Here is a 17,255-nt window from a genome sequence, read left to right as displayed (position 1 = left end):
CAGGGAAAGCGGGAACCGGTTTCCCGTCCGGAAGGGTCGGACAGAAGAAGGAAAAGACAATGCGTCACAAGATGGGTGGGCGTAAGCTCCAGCGTAAGACCGGCCACCGCAAGGCCCTCCTGCGCAACATGGCGGCAGCCCTCATCAAGCATGAGCAGATCAAGACCACCACGCCGAAGGCTCGCGAACTGCGTCCCTACGTCGAGAAGCTGATCACGCTCGCCAAGCGCGGTGGTCTCTCGAACCGCCGCCTAGCAAACTCGAAGCTGCTCGACGATGCGCAGCTGGCCAAGCTGTTCGACGTCCTTGCAGAACGCTACAAGGATCGTGACGGCGGCTACACCCGCATCATCAAGGCCGGCATCCGCGCTTCGGACGCCGCTCCGGTCGCTATCATCGAGCTGGTCGACCGCGACGTCGATGCCAAGGGCCAGGATTCCGGTCCGGTCATGAGCGACGAAGAAGAATTCGAAGAAGCCTGATTTCAGGCATCTTTGTCAGCCAGAAGGGCGCCGGTTGCAGTCACGCAACCGGCGCCTTTTCTTTTGGGGCTGCGCATTCATCAAACTCACCTTTTTTCTGAACAAAGGCTGTAACTCGAATTCAGGATCACATCATGGCCTCATTGCTATCCAGAGTCTCGTCCGGGCTATTCCGTCCGGTCAGGACTAAGGATCGCACCGATGAACACTCTTTCTAAAGCCATCATTGGCTCTACTGCGGCCGGCGCGATGGCTCTTGCCTCGGCCAGCCCCGCCATGGCCCGCGACCGCTATGAGCGCGACGGTATCGATGCTGGCGACGTCATTGCAGGGGCCCTGATCATTGGCGGTATCGCCGCCATCGCCAGCGCCGCCAGCAAGGACAAGAACCGCGACTATTACTACGACCGCGATTACCGCGACGGTCGTTATCGCGATGGCCGTTACCGCGATTATGACCGCCACGGTTATAACGACCGCCGCAACAACGCCCGCGCATCGGTAGAGCGGTGCGTCCGCGCCGCAGAGCGTGATGCGCGTCGCTATGGCTTTGCCCGCGCCAAGGTGACGGACATCCGTGATGTCGATCGCAAGAAGGGCGGTTACCGCGTGAAGGGCCGCATTGCCGTCGACAGCGGTTACCGTGGCGGCAACTATGGTCGCGGTTGGGGCCGCGATTACCGCGGTTGGAACAATTCCATGCGGGGCTGGGACAGCGGCAAGTTCACTTGCGACATCAAGTATGGCCGCATTCGCGACATCGATTACTCCGGCATCCGCGGTCTGCGCTGATCCTCCTGCCAGCAATGACAACTGATGCCCACGTTGGGCCCGGCGGTGAACCCCTTCCTGCCGGGCCCTTCGTTTATCTGCGGTTCAGGGACCGGAAAGACATTCGGACCTAGATTGGCGTACAGTGTCAGGGACTCGGCTTCGGGTCTCCGGTATTCAGGGATCGCAAACCATGAAAAATTTCTTCCGTTCTGCTGCCGGGGCTGCTGCCCTTTTGGGGGCTTCTTCGATGGCCGTGCCGGTACAGGCCGCGCCGATTACGCCCTCTGCCAACGCCCCGCAGGGGATGTGGACCATCGAGGACGAGACGGCCCATGGGTGGAGGCATCATCGCCGCTGGCACCGTAACCGGGTCGACGGAGGCGATGTTCTTGCTGGCATCCTGATCCTGGGTGGGGTCGTTGCCATCGCCAAGGCGGCGGAGAACGCCCAGGAGCGCAAGTATCGTGAGCGCCGGGACGACGACTATCGCTATCGCGATTACGACCGCGACAGCCGCCGCCCTTACGATAGCCGCTATGACGATCGCCGGTACGCCGACAATTCGCGCCGCGGCATCGAGGGTGCGATCGAGGAATGTGTCGACGAGGTCGAGCGCAGCGAGCGTGTGCGCAGCGTCGATACGGCTGAGCGGGACGCGAGCGGTTGGCGTGTCGAAGGCGATCTGGCAAATGGCGGCCGCTTCGACTGCGAGATCGACGCCAGTGGGCGCGTGCGGGACATCGATATCGAAATCGGATCGCGCAGCTATGGCCGCGCCGACGAGACGGTCCGTCCGGCACGCGACAGCCGCTATGGCGACGACTACTACGCTGACGCCCGTGCCCGAATTGATCAGGGCTCCACTCCGGCGCCTGTCGAGCAGGACGCCGAGGCCGACGACGAAAGCAGGACCTGGGAACGCGGAGAGGCCGACGACCGCTATGAAACGGCCGACGGTCCGGACTATGCGCTGGTCGGATGATCGGGATCGCTGCCGTGCCTTGAATAGGCCGGCAGCTCGATCCGCCAGATCAGGGCGGCTCCGCGCAGCGCGAGGCCCAGCACCGTCGCCACGGCCAGCGCCGGTGCGCGCGGCACGTCGAGCATCAGCAGCACCGTCGCGGTAAGCGCAGATAGCGCCGCCGCCGTCACGTAGAGTTCCGGCCGCATCAGGATCGACGGCACGCCCGCAACGACATCGCGGATGATGCCGCCGACGCAGCCCGTCACGACCCCCAGCACCACGGCCGATAGTGGTGCGACTCCGAACGACAGCGCCTTTGCCGTGCCCAGCGCGGCAAAGGCGGCGAGCCCGACGGCGTCGGCCCATTCCAGAAGCCGCCCCTGCCACCATCGCACGGGGCTGAACCATGCCAGAAGCGCGGCGATCAGAACCACCGGCAAGGTATAGGGATCGGCGATCCAGAACGCTTCCTGCCCCAGCATGACATCGCGAACCGATCCACCGCCAACGCCGGTAACAAACGCGAAAAAGCAGACCGTCACCATCGTCTGGCGCAAGTGCGCTGCGACGATTGCGCCCGACAGCGCGAAGACGAACGTCCCCAGCATTTCGAACCACGGAAAGGCGGCCAGCATGTCCATCACGCGGTGACGCGGGATTTGCGGCGGCGGAACATCAGGACGATGCCGATCAGGCTAAAGACCACGCTAAGCGCCGCGAAGGCGACAAGGATCGGATGGTGCGTGTCCTCGCGCTCTTCAAGGTCCATGATATGCAGGCCCCACATGAAATCGAACAGGCGCCACCAACGCGTGCGAACCGCCTCGATCGCGCCGCTGTCGCGCCCGACATAGACATGGGTGCCGTCCTTCAGAACGACCTGCCAGACCGGAATCGGGCGGCGGAAATCGAGCGGTACCTCGTCAGGCGCGAAGAAGCGTATTTCGCTCACTTCGTCACCGCCGTCGATTTCCATCGCGACGATCGTTCGGGCGGCGGCCACGTCGATTTCGGGAACCGGCGCGCCGGAGCGCGCGAAATAGCGTTCGACCTTGCCATCGGCATAGATTGCGCTGGTAATCGCCGAATTGCCCTGCATCCGCGTGCGCAGCTCCACCGGGCGGTCCTCACCCTCGATCAGCATGCGGGCGAGGTGGCCGGGCGGTATGGCGCGTTTCTCGGTGTTTTTCAGCAGGTGACTGCCTCGCACTTCCTCGATCGGCTTTGCCACCATGACGAGGCCGCTGACTGTCCACATGAGCAGCGGCACGCCCGCCAGCCAGGCAAGCCAGATGTGCCACTTGGCGAACAGGCGCATCGTTTTCTGAGACATGAAAAACCCTCCGGCCGCATGTCTGCGGGCGGAGGGCTATTTCGTCAAATCCCGCGAAAGGATCAGATGTGGATCGGCTTGCCCCGCACGGCCATTGCCGCTTCCTTCACGGCCTCGGAGTGCGTCGGGTGCGCGTGACAGGTGTAGGCGATGTCTTCCGACGTCGCGCCGAATTCCATGGCCTGCGCGATCTGCGCGATCATCGTGCCGGCAAGGCTGGCGATACACCATGCGCCAAGGACACGGTCGGTTTCGGCATCGGCGATGATCTTTACAAAGCCATCAGGCTCACGGTTGGTTTTCGCGCGGCTGTTGGCCATCATCGGGAAGTTGCCGACCTTGACCTCGTGCCCTGCGTCCTTCGCCTGCTGTTCGGTCAGCCCGACGCCCGCCATTTCGGGCATCGTATAGACGACACTGGGGATCACGGCGTGGTTCACGATGCCGTGTTCGCCCGCGATATTCTCGGCAACGGCAATGCCTTCGTCCTCGGCCTTGTGCGCCAGCATCGGGCCGGGGATGACGTCGCCGATGGCCCAGACGCTGTCGACCTTGGTGCGGAAGTCGTGATCGGGTTCGATCTGGCCGCGCTGGTTGGTGGACAGGCCAATGGCCTCAAGGTTCAGACCGTCGGTGTTGGGCTTCCGGCCGATGGCGACAAGGACGCAGTCCGCCTCGATCGTCTCGGCATCGCCGCCGTTCGACGGTTCGACGGTGAGGGTTGCCTTGCCGTCCTTCACTTCTGCGCCGGTCACCTTGGTGCTGAGCTTCAGCTCCATGCCCTGCTTCTTGAAGATCTTGGCCGCTTCCTTGCGGATGGAATCGTCCATGCCGGGCAAGAGCTGATCGAGGAATTCGACGACCGTGACTTCTGCGCCAAGGCGGCGCCATACCGATCCGAGTTCAAGCCCGATCACGCCGCCGCCGATGACGACCATCTTGTTCGGCACGCGGTCGAGCGCAAGGCCGCCGGTGCTGTCGACGATGATGCCGGCATCGTTGTCGATCTCCACGCCCGGAAGCGGGGTGACCGACGATCCGGTGGCGATCACGATATTGCGGGCAGAATGCTCTTCCTCGCCCACCTTTACCGTGTGCTTGTCGACGAAGGAACCCAGACCCTTGAGCCAGGTGACCTTGTTCTTTTTGAACAGGAACGCGATGCCGCCGGTCAATTCCTTGACCGCCGTCGACTTCTCACCCTGCAGAGCGGACAGGTCGAGTTCCGGGGCCGGGATCTTCACGCCGAACTTGGCCAGCGTGCCGTCTTTTGCTTCCTCGAACAGTTCCGAGCCGTGGAGCAGCGCCTTTGACGGAATGCAGCCGACATTGAGGCAGGTACCGCCCAGCGTCTCGCGGCTTTCCACACAGGCCGTCTTCAGGCCCAGCTGCGCCGCGCGGATCGCGGCCACGTAGCCGCCGGGTCCGGAGCCGATGACGATCACGTCGAAGTCGAATTCAGCCATTGTCTATTCTCGTCTTTATGCTGCGTAAGGAAGGCGCGCGATCAAAGGTCGATCAGCAGGCGCGTCGGATCCTCGATTGCTTCCTTGATGATCTTCAGTGCCGTAACAGCCTCGCGCCCGTCGATAATCCGATGGTCGTAGGACAGCGCGATGTACATCATCGGTCGGATCACGATCTGGCCGTCGACGACGACCGGACGGTCCTCGATACGGTGCAGGCCCAGGACCGCGCTCTGCGGCGGGTTGATGATCGGGGTCGACATCAGCGATCCGAAAACGCCGCCGTTGGAAATCGTGAAGGTGCCGCCCTTCATGTCTTCCATGGTCAGGGCGCCTTCCTTGGCACGCTTGCCGAAGTCGGCGATGTCCTTTTCGATCTGGGCAAAGCCCTTCTTGTCGGCATCGCGCAGGACCGGGACGACCAGGCCGTTCGGGGCCGAGACCGCGACCGAAACGTCGACGAAATCGTGGTAGAGGATTTCGTCGCCTTCGATCTGGGCGTTGACGCTGGGCACGTCCTTCAACGCAAGGCAGGCGGCCTTGGTGAAGAAGCCCATGAAGCCGAGGCGCACATCGTGCTTCTTGGCGAACAGGTCCTTGTACTTCGACCGCGCTTCCATGACCGCGGTCATGTCGACATCGTTGAAGGTGGTGAGGAGGGCGGCAGTGTCCTGCGCGCTCTTCAGACGCTTTGCGATCGTCTGGCGCAGGCGGGTCATCTTCACCCGCTCTACGTTGCGGCCCGATGCGGCAGGCGCCTCACCGGCGGCAGGGGCGGGCGCGGCTGCCGGGGCGGCGCCGCTCTTCTTCGCTTCTGCCGCAGCCAGGACGTCTTCCTTGGTCAGGCGGCCATCCTTGCCGGTGCCCTTGACCGTCGTGGGGTCGATGCCGTGTTCCAGCACCGCGCGGCGGACCGCGGGCGACAGAACGACAGCGTCATCGCCTTCTGCCGGGGCAGGGGTGGACTGCGACGGGACCGAGGTATCCTCGTCCTTGCGGGGCGAGACGGTCTTGTCGCCTGCGCCCGCGCCATCGGCGATCGTGGTGATGACCGCGCCGACGACGACCGTATCGCCTTCGGCCACCATCAGTTCGCCCATCACGCCCGAAGTAGGCGAGTTGACGTCGATCGCGACCTTGTCGGTTTCGAGGCTGCAGATCGGTTCGTCCTGCGCAACCGCTTCGCCGGGCTTTTTCAGCCATTCGCCGACAGTGGCTTCGGAGATCGATTCGCCCAGTACGGGGACTTTGACTTCAGTGCTCATCGGTTTGTTTCCTTTACCGATCTTATTTCTGGCGCGCTGCGATGACGTCTTCGACCGAGAGGCCGAGGGCGTCCGCAACAAGCGCGGTCTGCTGTTCGATGTGGCGGCTGGCGAGGCCCGTTGCCGGCGATGCGGACGGGGCGCGGCCCGCGTAACGGGGACGGCTTACCGGCGATCCCGCTTCGGACAGGGCCTGCTCGATCTGGCTTTCCACGAAGAACCACGAACCGTTGTTCTTCGGTTCTTCCTGGCACCAGACAACCTTTTCGAGGTTCTTCATGCGCGACAGGCGCAGCGCCAGCGGTTCACCCGGGAAGGGATAGAGCTGTTCGATACGCACGATCGTGGTGTCGGTTTGCCCGGCCGCATCGCGTGCCTCGATCAGGTCGTAAGCGACCTTGCCCGAACAAAGGACCAGGCGCTTGACGTCCTCGTCCGCCGGCGCATTCGTGTCGGACACGATACGGCGGAAGTGGCTGTCGCCGAGGAACTCGTCCTTCGTCGACTTGGCCATCGGGTGGCGCAGCAGCGACTTGGGCGTCATGATGATCAGCGGCTTGCGGAACGAACGCAGCATCTGGCGGCGAAGCACGTGGAAGTAGTTCGCCGGTTCGGTGATATTGCACACCTGGATGTTGTCGCCTGCGCAAAGCTGCAGGAAGCGTTCGAGACGTGCGGAGGAGTGTTCCGGCCCCTGGCCTTCGTACCCGTGCGGCAGCAGCAGGACGAGCCCGTTGGCACGAAGCCACTTTGCCTCGCCCGACGCGATGAACTGGTCGATCATGATCTGCGCGCCGTTCGCAAAGTCGCCGAACTGCGCTTCCCAGAGCACGAGGCTCTTCGGATCGGCCAGGGCATAGCCATATTCGAAGCCGAGCACGCCATATTCGGAAAGCGGGCTGTCATAGACCTCGAAGTGGCCGTGCGGGACATGGCACAGCGGGATGTACTTGTTCTCGGTTTCCTGATCGACCCAGACGGCATGACGCTGCGAGAAGGTGCCGCGACCCGAATCCTGGCCCGACAGGCGGACCGAAAAGCCCTCTGCCAGCAGAGACCCGAAGGCCAGCGATTCCGCCGTCGCCCAGTCGAAGCCTGCACCGCTTTCGAACATGTCGCGGCGACCGTCGAGGACGCGGTTCAGCGTCTTGTGAATCTTCACGTCTTCGGGAACGGTCGTCAGCGTACGGGCAAGGCCGTCGAACAGCTTGCCCTCGATCCCGGTCGCGATGTTGCGGCGCGCGGTTTCGGGGTCGGCAGGTTTGTTGAGCCCGGCCCAGCGACCGCCGAACCAGTCGGCCTCGTTCGCCTTGTAGCTCTTGCCCGCTTCGAATTCGTCTTCGAGCTGGCTAGTGAAGCTGTCGATGGCTTCCTGCGCGAAACCGCCGTCGATCACGCCTTCTTCCTCGAGCCGCTTCGCATAGATCGAGGCGACGCCCGGGTGCTTGCGGATCTTCTGGTACATCAGCGGCTGGGTGAAGCTGGGCTCGTCACCTTCGTTGTGGCCGAAGCGGCGATAGCACCACATGTCGATCACGATGTCGCGGCCGAAACGCTGGCGATATTCGATCGCGAGCTTGCAGCAGAAGGTAACGGCTTCGGGATCGTCGCCGTTGACGTGCAGGATCGGTGCCTGGATGCCCTTGGCGACGTCAGAGGGGTAGGGCGACGAACGCGCGAACTGCGGGCTGGTCGTAAAGCCGATCTGGTTGTTGATGACGAAGTGGATGCAGCCGCCGGTGTTGTAGCCGCGGATGCCGGAAAAGCCGAAGCATTCCCACACGATGCCCTGGCCCGCAAAGGCCGCGTCGCCGTGGATCAGCACCGGCAGCACCGTGTGATGCTTGCCGACGCCAATGTCGTCCTGGAAACGCTGCTGCGCGCGGACCTTGCCGAGAACGACGGGGTCCACGGCCTCAAGGTGCGAGGGGTTGGGCACGAGGCTCATGTGGACCTTGGTGCCGTCGAATTCGCGGTCGGTGGAAGTGCCGAGGTGGTACTTCACGTCGCCTGAACCGCCGACGTCGTCGGGGTTGGCGCTGCCGCCGGAGAATTCGTGGAAGATGACCTTGTAGGGTTTGCCCATCACGTTCGCGAGGATGTTCAGGCGGCCGCGGTGGGCCATGCCGAACACGATTTCCTTCACGCCCGTCGCACCGCCGTACTTGATGACGGATTCGAGCGCCGGGATCATGGATTCGCCACCGTCGAGGCCGAAACGCTTCGTGCCGACGTACTTCTTGCCGAGGAACTTTTCGTACTGTTCACCGCGGATCACGGCCTGAAGGATTGCCTTCTTGCCCATGATGGTGAAGTCGATAGAGGCGTCCTTGCCTTCCATGCGCTCCTGCAGGAAGCGGCGTTCCTCGATATCGGAGATGTGCATGTATTCGAGGCCGACCTTGCCGCAGTAATTCGCGCGCAGGATCGCCACGATCTCATTGATCGTCGCCCATTCGAAACCGAGGTTGCCACCGATGTAGACGGGACGGTCAAGATCGTCCGGGCCGAAGCCGTGGAATTCGGGTGTAAGGTCGGCCGGAAGCTCAGGCTTCGACACGCCCAGCGGATCGAGATCGGCCGCCAGGTGGCCGCGCACGCGGTAGGTGCGGATGAGCAGCATGGCGCGAACCGAATCGTCGCAAGCGGCCTCGACCGCCTTTTCGTCCAGCTTTGCGCCCTTCTTGTCGGCAGAGGCCTTGATCTCTGCCTTCATGCGGGTGGGGTCCATCGACGCCGTCAGGTCGTCGGTGCCGCCCATGTCGAGCGGCCAACCCTTGCGGGCCCAGGAAGGTCCGGGCTGGGGGCCATCGGGCTCCAGCTCGGGAAGGAAGGACTGGTTCTCTTTACCCATTTTCAGTCACCCGCATCTGGCCGGATTGTTCCGGCACAGGTGTAATATTGGCGGTGGAGCCGGAGGCGGCGGAACGGCCGTCCCTCCCTGGCCGCTCCACCGCCGGAAGGCTTAGGCCATTTCCTTGAGCAGGCCGCTCAGCGTTTCGCCGAGCAGCGAGGGCGAGGGCGAGACGCGGATGCCCGCTTCTTCCATCGCCGCGATCTTGTCTTCAGCGCCGCCCTGGCCGCCCGAAACGATGGCGCCGGCGTGGCCCATGCGGCGGCCCGGAGGCGCCGTGCGGCCCGCGATGAAGCCGACCATCGGCTTCTTGCGACCGCGCTTGGCTTCGTCCTTGATGAACTGCGCGGCTTCTTCTTCGGCCGAACCGCCGATTTCACCGATCATGATGATCGACTTGGTCTCGTCGTCGGCCAGGAAAAGTTCGAGCACGTCGATGAAGTTCGTGCCGTTGACCGGGTCGCCGCCGATGCCGACCGCGGTGGTCTGGCCAAGGCCTGCGTTCGTGGTCTGGAACACGGCTTCGTACGTCAGGGTGCCCGAACGGCTGACGACGCCGACCGAACCCTTGGAGAAGATCGAACCGGGCATGATGCCGATCTTGCATTCGCCGGGCGTCAGGACGCCGGGGCAGTTCGGACCGATCAGGCGCGACTTCGAACCCTGCAGGGCTCGCTTCACCTTGACCATGTCGAGAACGGGGATGCCTTCGGTGATGGCGACGATCAGTTCCATCTCGGCATCGATCGCTTCAAGGATCGAATCGGCGGCGAACGGCGGCGGAACGTAGATGCACGATGCGGTCGCGCCGGTCGCGGCCTTGGCTTCGTGCACGGTGTTGTAGTTGGGCAGGCCGATGTGGGTCGTGCCGCCCTTGCCGGGGGTGACGCCCGCGACCATCTGCGTGCCGTAGGCCAGCGCCTGTTCGGTGTGAAAGGTGCCGGTCGAACCGGTCATACCCTGGGTGATGACCTTGGTATTCTTGTCGACGAGGATGGACATTCGGTTTTCCCCTCTTGCTGGGTCAGTCGTTGGCGACAGGGCCGATCGAATCGATCTTCATGGCCAGGCCGTTGAAATGGACATGGGATTCCAGCGGGCTACCCGCCGGGACGAAATAGTAGTCGAAACTGTCTGTTGACGGGCTGAGCCCCTCGAACTTCACGATGGTGTTGCCTTCCCGTTCGATCTTCTGAACGGGCTCGCTTCCAGCCAGTTCCGCGATCTTTGCGGCGCCCGCATCGCGAGTTTCGGCCGGATCGAACAGGCGGCATCCGGTGACGCGGCCGCCGTGGACGGTCACTTCGGTCACGACGATGGCGACTTCCTCGCCCCCGACCGTGTTGCGAAAAATAGCCGCGGGCGACATCGTGCCGCCCATTTCGGCAACGGCCTTCTGACCGGCGTCTTCGGCAAATTCCATGAAGGAGGCGAGGGCGGGGACGCCGGCTCGGTCAGTCGCTTCCCAACCGGCCCCGGCGACGCTTGCAACGGTTCCCGCATAGTCGGGCATCGTGCCGCACGCCTTGGCGAATTCGGCGAACAACGTGTCGATCGGATAAACGTCGTCAGCCGCAAAGGCAGGTGCCGCCATCAGCATCGGCGCGGAAACCGCACCGGCCTGAAGGGCAGCGCGCAGCCTCACTCGGCGGACTCTTGCGCAGCGGAGACGACGAAGAGCGCCTTGGGCGAGGAACGGTCCCCGCTCGGGTTCATTTCGACCGTCTTTTCAGAGCGCAGCCACGTGTAAATGAAACCGTCCTGAGACACGGGCATGCCGATAACCGCGCTGACATCGCGCGCCAGCGGATTGTAGTCGGCCGTGGTGTCCAGCTTCGTCATGACCATGCAGGTCTTGTCGCGAAGGTTTTCCTTCGTGACGACGATATACGCCTCGTTACCGGATTTCTCATATGCGCCGCGCACGACCATCTGGCGATTGCCGCCCGATTTACGCACGTTTCTCCAGCCGTGACCCCTGAGGTCGTCCAGCTCGATCCACGTGGAGGAAGTGATCGCCGCGCAAACGTCGATAGCTTCGGCGACCTGTTCGGGTGTCGCCGGCTTCGACTGTGCCGCTGCCGGCCCCGCAAAGGCGAGGGCCGACAGGCTCGCACAAAAGGTGGTGGTCTTAAGCCAGGTCACCGTCGATGCCCTTGCAGGCTTCCAGCAGTTCCTTGACCGCGTCGATCGACACCTGAAGGTTGCCCTTCTCTTCGTCGTTCAGTTCGATCTCGATGACTTCCTCGATGCCGTCGGCACCGATCATCGCGGGAACGCCGACGTAGAGGCCGTCAACGCCGTACTGGCCCGAAAGGTGGGCTGCACAGGGCAGGATGCGCTTCTGGTCGCCCAGGTACGCTTCTGCCATTGCAATCGCCGAAGTGGCGGGTGCGTAGTAAGCCGAACCGGTCTTGAGCAGGCCGACGATCTCGCCGCCGCCCGCACGGGTGCGCTGGACGATGGCGTCCATGGCTTCCTTGCTCGACTTGCCCATCTTGACGAGGTCGTCGACCGGAATGCCCGAAATCGTGGTGTAGCTGGTGACGGGAACCATGGTGTCGCCGTGGCCGCCGAGGACGAAGGCGTTCACGTCCTTCACCGAAACGCCGAATTCCCATGCAAGGAAGGTGGCGAAGCGAGCCGAGTCGAGCACGCCTGCCATGCCGACCACCTTGTTGTGCGGCAGGCCGGAGAATTCGCGCAGCGCCCAGACCATCGCGTCGAGCGGGTTGGTGATGCAGATCACGAATGCGTCGGGAGCGTGGTTCTTGATGCCTTCGCCGACCGACTTCATGACCTTGAGGTTGATGCCCAGCAGGTCGTCGCGGCTCATGCCCGGCTTGCGCGGCACACCGGCAGTGACGATCACGACGTCGGCGCCTGCGATATCGGCATAGTCGTTGGTGCCGGTGATCTTCGCGTCGAAACCTTCGATCGGGCCGCACTGCGACAGGTCCAGGGCCTTGCCCTGCGGCATACCCTCGGCGATGTCGAACAGGACGACGTCGCCCATTTCCTTCTTGGCGGCGAGATGGGCGAGCGTTCCGCCGATCATGCCGGCGCCGATAAGGGCAATCTTCTTGCGTGCCATAGAACTAGGCTCCTCGTATCGCGCTGCGGGCGGCGGTTTAAAACCGATAAGCGCACGGCGACGGCCCGCAATTCGTCGCTCGCCACGGGTTCGAAAGGCGACCTAGGCCCCTGATCTAGGGATTGCAACCAGCAAAAAGTCGAGCCCGAGAACTATCTTTGCAATTGGTTCGCAGTATCAAGATGGGCTGTTTCCACGGCAACTATTGCCAATGTTGCACTGCCGTCCTAGGGGCGCGGCGACGTTACGGGTTCGCCGATCCCATCCGGGTGAGGCGCTAAGAGGGAAGTCCGGTGCGCTTTGTGCTTCGTTTCGAAGCCTGCCACTCCGGCGCTGCCCCCGCAACTGTAACCGGACAGCGCGCCCTTCACGCGCCACTGGCTGCCGCAGCGATGCGGACCGGGAAGGCGAAGGGATGCGCGATGACCCGGGAGCCAGGAGACCTGCCCGTAGCTGTCGTTCACGTTTCGGGGCGGGGTGTACCTGGAGCAGCGAGCGGTCGGTCGGCAATGTGTCCGGCTGATCTCCCGTCTGGACGGCGTTTCGTTCCATTCGGGAGTTTTTATGTACAAGTACCTGTTCCTGTTGAGTTCCGTCCTTGCCGCACCCGCCCTTGCGCAGGATGCCGATGGTGAGATCGAATACGCGACAGCCGCCCCGCCGCCGATGGTGGAGGAAGTGTCCACCATCACCGTGACTGCGACGGGGCTGCCGATCGACGTCTCTCAGACCGGGCAGCCGATATCGATCATCTCGCGCGATGAGATCGAGTCCGTGCAGGGCCCGGACCTTTCCCGCGTGCTTCAGCGCATGCCCGGCGTCACGGCCACGCGAAACGGCGGGGCGGGCGGGTTCACCGGCGTTCGCGTGCGCGGCGCCGCGTCCGAGCAGCTTCTGGTCCTGATCGACGGGGTGAAAGTCAACGACGCCGCATCGCCCGGCGGCGGTTTCGACTTCGGTAATCTGCTGGCAGGCGAGATCGAGCAGATCGAACTGCTGCGCGGGCCGAATTCCGTTGCCTGGGGCGCCGATGCGATGGGCGGGGTCATGAACCTGACCACCCGCGCGCCGGACGGGATTGTGGCCAGTGCCGAATATGGCGCGCGCGATAGCGTTTACACCACGCTTGGCGGCGGTATTCGCGGCGATGCGTTCGAAATGGGCGTCACCGGCAGCTACTATGACACCGACGGTTTCAGCGCGGCACGCAGCGGCACCGAAGATGACGGATATCGCCAGTATCAAGTCACCGGCCGCGCGCGGTACCGGCTGACCGACATCCTCAGCATCGTGGCAAATGGCCGCTATGCCGATTCCCGGCTGGAACAGGACGGCTACCCTGCGCCCACTTACGCCTTTGCCGACACCGCCGACTTGCAGGATACCAGCGAGTGGTCGGGCCGGATCGGCGCGGAATACCGTGGCGACCGCCTGTCGCTGCGCGCGGGCTATGCGCTTTCGGATACCGAGCGGACGTATACCGGCCAAAGCTACGGCGATTTTCCCTATGCCACGAAGGGCCGTACCGAGCGGGCCGAGGTCTTCGGGCAGTACGCTCTGGCAGGTCCGGTGCGGCTCGACTTCGGCGCAGATCGGGAATGGTCGGAATTCGAGGACAGTGGCACGACCCGGGATGCCTCGATCAACAGCGGCCACGCCATGCTGGGTATCTACTTGCCTTTTGCGTCGGTTTCGGCCGGTGCGCGCTATGACGATCACTCGACCTTCGGCGATGAATGGACGTTCGGTGCCAACGCCGCGGTCTCGATCGCGGCAGACCTGCGTGTGCGCGCCAGTTACGGTGAGGGGTTCAAGGTCCCTTCGCTTTACCAGCTCTATTCGTTCTATGGCGATACCGGGCTGAACCCGGAAACGAGCAAGGGCTATGACATCGGCCTGGAGAAAGGATACCGCGACGGTCCGTTCTTCGCAGGGGTTTCGCTGTTCCGCCGGGACAGCCGCAACCTGATCGATTTCGATCTCGTGTCCTATTCCTATTACAACATCGGCAAGGCGCGGTCCGAAGGGGTCGAGATCGAACTGGGCGCGCGTCCTTCGGACAATCTGCGTGCAGGCCTTGTCTATACATATGTCGAATCGACCGACCGGACGCCGGGCGGCGTTTATGAAGGCAACGACCTCAACCGCCGCCCACGCCACGCGATGACGGCCAGCCTCGACTGGACCGCGCCTTTCGCGGGAATCGCACTGGGCACAGACATTCGCATGGTCGGAGACAGCTTCGACGATCGCGGCGAATGGACGCGGCTGGACGGGTATCAGACCGTCGACTTGCGCGGTTCGGTGCCGCTGGGCACGGTTGAGCTGTTCGGCCGGGTCGAGAACCTGTTCGACGCCGGATATGAAACCGTCGCCGGATACGGAACTGCGGGGCGCAGCGCCTATGTCGGCGCTCGGCTGAGCATCTGATCCATGCGGCGCGGCGCGCATATCGCGGTGCTGGCAAGCTTGCTTGCCGCCGCGTGTGCGCCCGCGCCGGATAACCGGGACGGCGAGGATGCAGGCGGCCCGCGAATCGCGTCGCTGAACCCCTGCGCCGATGCCATTCTGGCCGAGATTGCTCCCGGTCATCTGGTCGCGGTTTCGCATTACAGCCAGGATCCGGCATCCAGTTCGATGGATACCGATGTTGCACGGCGTTTCGCCGCCACCTCGGGCAACGCGGAAGAAATCGCGCGGCTGGACCCTGACGTCGTCATTGCCGGCACGTTTCTGCCGCCGGCGACCGAGCGGGCGCTTGCCGCGATGGGGTATCGCGTGGTGAAGACAGGTTCGATCGCTTCGGTCGATGATGCGAGGCAGCAAGTGCGCGAACTTGCTGCCATCGCTGACGAGCGGGATGCCGGAGAGCGGCTAGTGACCGAAATCGACGAAAGCCTGATCGCGGCGAAGCCCTCCGGTCAGGAGCCGGTCTCTGCCCTAGTCTGGCAATCAGGTGGTCTTGTGCCGGGCGAAGCTACGCTGGTCTCCGATCTGCTGCGCAATACCGGCTTCACCAACTTTTCGGCAGGGCGCGGGCTGGGGCAGGGGGCCGTAGTGCCGCTCGAAGACGTGCTGGCCGATCCGCCGCAAGTGATCCTGAACGCCGGGAGCGGGCGGATGCAGAACCATCCCGCTTTGGCCGCGCTGTCCGGCCGGACGACCGATTTCGATACGCGGCTGACGTGGTGTGGCGGTCCGACGATCATTGCCGCGGCGGCCAGACTTGCCGAGATCCGGGAGGGCTTGCCGCGGTGAGGCGCCTTTCGCTCCTTCTACTTCTGGCACTCGCCGCCGCGCTGCCGCTATCGCTGCTGGCAGGGCGGGCGTGGATCGCGCCATGGGCCGATCCCGTGCCGCACGCGACGACGATCCTGATGGAACTACGCTTGCCGCGCGGGCTCCTTGCCGTTGTCATCGGCGCGGGTCTTGGCGGTGCGGGTGCCGCGATGCAGGGCTACTTGCGCAATCCTCTGGCCGATCCGGGCCTGTTCGGTATCGCTCCGGGCGCGGCATTCGGGGCGGTTATGGCCCTGTTCCTGGGGCTGGCCTCGGTTCCTTTCGTGCTTCCCGCATTCGCATTGGTCGGCGCTGGCGGGGCGATGGCCCTTCTCGCCCTGATTGCCGGACGCACGGGCGGGATCGCGCTGTTCACGCTGGCGGGCCTGATGATCGCCAGCCTTGCCGGAACGCTGACCAGCCTTGCCATCTCGCTATCACCCAACCCTTTCGCAACCAGCGAGATCGTGACGTGGCTGATGGGCGCGCTGACCGATCGAAGCTGGGCCGATTTGTGGATCGCCGCGCCGCTCACTTTGGCGGGGCTGGCGGTGCTGTGGCGGACCGGGCCCTCGCTCGACGCCTTGACGCTGGGTGAGCAGGCCGCCGTGTCGCTGGGGGTCGAGGCAAAGCGGTTGCAGTGGTGGATCGTGCTGGGCATCGGCCTTGTCATCGGGGCGGGCGTCGCCGTTGCGGGCATCATCGGCTTCGTCGGCCTGATGGTTCCGCATCTCGTGCGCCCGTTCACGGATCGCCGTCCATCCAGCCTTATCCTGCCCAGCGCGCTGGCCGGCGGACTGCTGGTGCTGGTCGCCGACACGATCTGCCGCATCCTGCCGATGGCGAGCGAGTTGCGGCTTGGCATCGCGCTTTCGCTGCTGGGTGCGCCGTTCTTCCTTGCGCTTCTCTTGCGTCTGCGCCGGGAACTCGCCTGATGCTGATGGCAAGCGATCTTGCGGTCTCGCGCGCGCACCGAAAGGTGGTCGAGGATGTCTCGCTCGCGCTTGAACCGGGCGTGCTCACCGCGATTTGCGGCCCGAACGGCGCTGGCAAGTCGAGCCTGCTGGCGGCGCTGGCGGGGCTGCTTCCCGCGGCGGGCGGAGCAGTCAAGCTGGGCGGTCGTGGAGTGTCGTCCATTCCCGCCCGCGAAAGAGCGCGCCTGATCGGATTCCTGCCGCAACAGGCGGATGTCGCGTGGGACATTTCGGTGGCGACGCTGGTTTCGCTGGGCCGCCTGCCTTGGCGTTCCGTTCCCGGCCGTCCGGCGCGGGCCAGCAGGGATGCGGACCGCGACGCGATTGCCAAGGCCATGACGGCGATGGAGCTGGATCTGCTGGCCGATCGTCCCGTCTCTCAGCTATCGGGCGGGGAAAAGGCGCGCGCCGCCATGGGGCGGGTGCTGGCCGGGGAGCCGGACTGGATCCTGGCCGATGAACCGCTGGCCAATCTCGACCTGTCGCACCAACAGGCACTGGCCGTTTCACTGAAGGAACAGGCGAACGCGGGGCGCGGTGTCGTGGTCGTCATGCACGATCTTGCCGCCGCCATGAACCACGCGGGCCGGGTCATCGTGATCGATCGTGGCCGGATCGTCGCCGACAACATCCCCGAAAGGGCGCTGTCGCGCGAAGTCATCGAAAACGTGTGGCAAGTCCCCTGCCAATGGTTGGGCGAGCGGGGCGCGCGCGCTCTCGCCATGGGACAGTTGCCCGCGTAAACTTGACTGAAACCACGGTTACGGCAT

General features: G+C 64.1%; 16 protein-coding genes and 1 riboswitch. Of the genes, 7 read left to right on the top strand and 9 right to left on the bottom strand.

Translation table 11 applies throughout. From position 1 onward, the window contains the following. Positions 1-59 precede the first annotated feature (59 nt). From rplQ to FAX90_RS03580, 3 genes are all read left to right on the top strand, one after another. On the top strand, positions 60-482 hold the full coding sequence (gene rplQ, locus FAX90_RS03590; protein WP_144095602.1) for a 50S ribosomal protein L17: 423 nt from the start codon (positions 60-62) through the stop codon (positions 480-482). Between the two features lie 201 nt (positions 483-683). Further along, positions 684-1,274, top strand: a complete 591-nt coding sequence (locus FAX90_RS03585) for a hypothetical protein (RefSeq protein WP_144095600.1) — start codon at positions 684-686, stop codon at positions 1,272-1,274. A 172-nt stretch (positions 1,275-1,446) separates the two neighbouring features. Then, complete coding sequence (locus FAX90_RS03580) at positions 1,447-2,238, top strand: hypothetical protein (RefSeq protein ID WP_144095598.1); 792 nt, start codon at positions 1,447-1,449, stop codon at positions 2,236-2,238. On the opposite strand, the gene FAX90_RS03575 is transcribed toward FAX90_RS03580, so the two are convergent. The 9 genes from FAX90_RS03575 to mdh all read right to left on the bottom strand — a co-directional run bounded on the left by FAX90_RS03575 (position 2,220) and on the right by mdh (position 12,232). Further along, a complete protein-coding gene (locus FAX90_RS03575; RefSeq protein WP_144096822.1) occupies positions 2,220-2,861 on the bottom strand; it encodes a trimeric intracellular cation channel family protein in 642 nt (213 codons plus the stop codon). The genes FAX90_RS03580 and FAX90_RS03575 overlap by 19 nt on opposite strands. Further along, positions 2,861-3,553, bottom strand: coding sequence for a PepSY domain-containing protein (locus FAX90_RS03570; protein ID WP_144095589.1), 693 nt, complete (start codon positions 3,551-3,553; stop codon positions 2,861-2,863). The genes FAX90_RS03575 and FAX90_RS03570 overlap by 1 nt, the downstream gene beginning before the upstream one ends. A 62-nt stretch (positions 3,554-3,615) precedes the next feature. Continuing rightward, positions 3,616-5,019, bottom strand: coding sequence for a dihydrolipoyl dehydrogenase (gene lpdA, locus FAX90_RS03565; RefSeq protein ID WP_144095587.1), 1,404 nt, complete (start codon positions 5,017-5,019; stop codon positions 3,616-3,618). 41 nt (positions 5,020-5,060) lie between these two features. Further along, a complete protein-coding gene (gene odhB, locus FAX90_RS03560; RefSeq protein ID WP_144095585.1) occupies positions 5,061-6,284 on the bottom strand; it encodes a 2-oxoglutarate dehydrogenase complex dihydrolipoyllysine-residue succinyltransferase in 1,224 nt (407 codons plus the stop codon). Between the two features lie 22 nt (positions 6,285-6,306). Further along, a complete protein-coding gene (locus tag FAX90_RS03555) occupies positions 6,307-9,138 on the bottom strand; it encodes a 2-oxoglutarate dehydrogenase E1 component (protein WP_144095583.1) in 2,832 nt (943 codons plus the stop codon). Between the two features lie 111 nt (positions 9,139-9,249). Continuing rightward, complete coding sequence (gene sucD, locus FAX90_RS03550; RefSeq protein WP_144095581.1) at positions 9,250-10,140, bottom strand: succinate--CoA ligase subunit alpha; 891 nt, start codon at positions 10,138-10,140, stop codon at positions 9,250-9,252. Between the two features lie 22 nt (positions 10,141-10,162). Continuing rightward, entirely contained in the window at positions 10,163-10,783 is a 621-nt protein-coding gene (locus FAX90_RS03545) for a hypothetical protein (protein WP_144095579.1), read from the bottom strand. Further along, entirely contained in the window at positions 10,780-11,283 is a 504-nt protein-coding gene (locus FAX90_RS03540; RefSeq protein WP_144095577.1) for a hypothetical protein, read from the bottom strand. Before FAX90_RS03540 ends, FAX90_RS03545 begins: the two co-directional genes overlap by 4 nt. Next, positions 11,270-12,232 carry a malate dehydrogenase gene (gene mdh, locus FAX90_RS03535; RefSeq protein ID WP_144095575.1) on the bottom strand — a complete coding sequence of 321 codons (963 nt, stop codon included), beginning with the start codon at positions 12,230-12,232 and terminating at the stop codon, positions 11,270-11,272. The genes FAX90_RS03540 and mdh overlap by 14 nt, the downstream gene beginning before the upstream one ends. Positions 12,233-12,463: 231 nt before the next feature. Continuing rightward, positions 12,464-12,698, top strand: a riboswitch (cobalamin riboswitch). Between the two features lie 98 nt (positions 12,699-12,796). Here mdh and FAX90_RS03530 point away from each other — a divergent pair. The 4 genes from FAX90_RS03530 to FAX90_RS03515 are packed head-to-tail and all read left to right on the top strand — an operon-like array spanning position 12,797 to position 17,228. Continuing rightward, a complete protein-coding gene (locus tag FAX90_RS03530) occupies positions 12,797-14,662 on the top strand; it encodes a TonB-dependent receptor plug domain-containing protein (protein ID WP_144095573.1) in 1,866 nt (621 codons plus the stop codon). 3 nt (positions 14,663-14,665) lie between these two features. Continuing rightward, positions 14,666-15,490, top strand: coding sequence for an ABC transporter substrate-binding protein (locus FAX90_RS03525; protein ID WP_144095571.1), 825 nt, complete (start codon positions 14,666-14,668; stop codon positions 15,488-15,490). Then, on the top strand, positions 15,487-16,446 hold the full coding sequence (locus FAX90_RS03520) for a FecCD family ABC transporter permease (protein WP_144095569.1): 960 nt from the start codon (positions 15,487-15,489) through the stop codon (positions 16,444-16,446). The genes FAX90_RS03525 and FAX90_RS03520 overlap by 4 nt, the downstream gene beginning before the upstream one ends. After that, the gene (locus tag FAX90_RS03515) at positions 16,446-17,228 is read left to right on the top strand and encodes an ABC transporter ATP-binding protein (RefSeq protein ID WP_144095567.1); all 783 of its coding nucleotides are present in this window, start codon (positions 16,446-16,448) and stop codon (positions 17,226-17,228) included. Before FAX90_RS03520 ends, FAX90_RS03515 begins: the two co-directional genes overlap by 1 nt. Positions 17,229-17,255: the final 27 nt, after the last annotated feature.

It is taken from the genome of Croceicoccus sediminis, assembly GCF_007570835.1.
In the GTDB taxonomy this organism is placed as follows: domain Bacteria; phylum Pseudomonadota; class Alphaproteobacteria; order Sphingomonadales; family Sphingomonadaceae; genus Croceicoccus; species Croceicoccus sediminis.
Note: the sequence above shows the minus strand (reverse complement) of the source record. Positions and strands in the feature narration are given on the sequence as shown.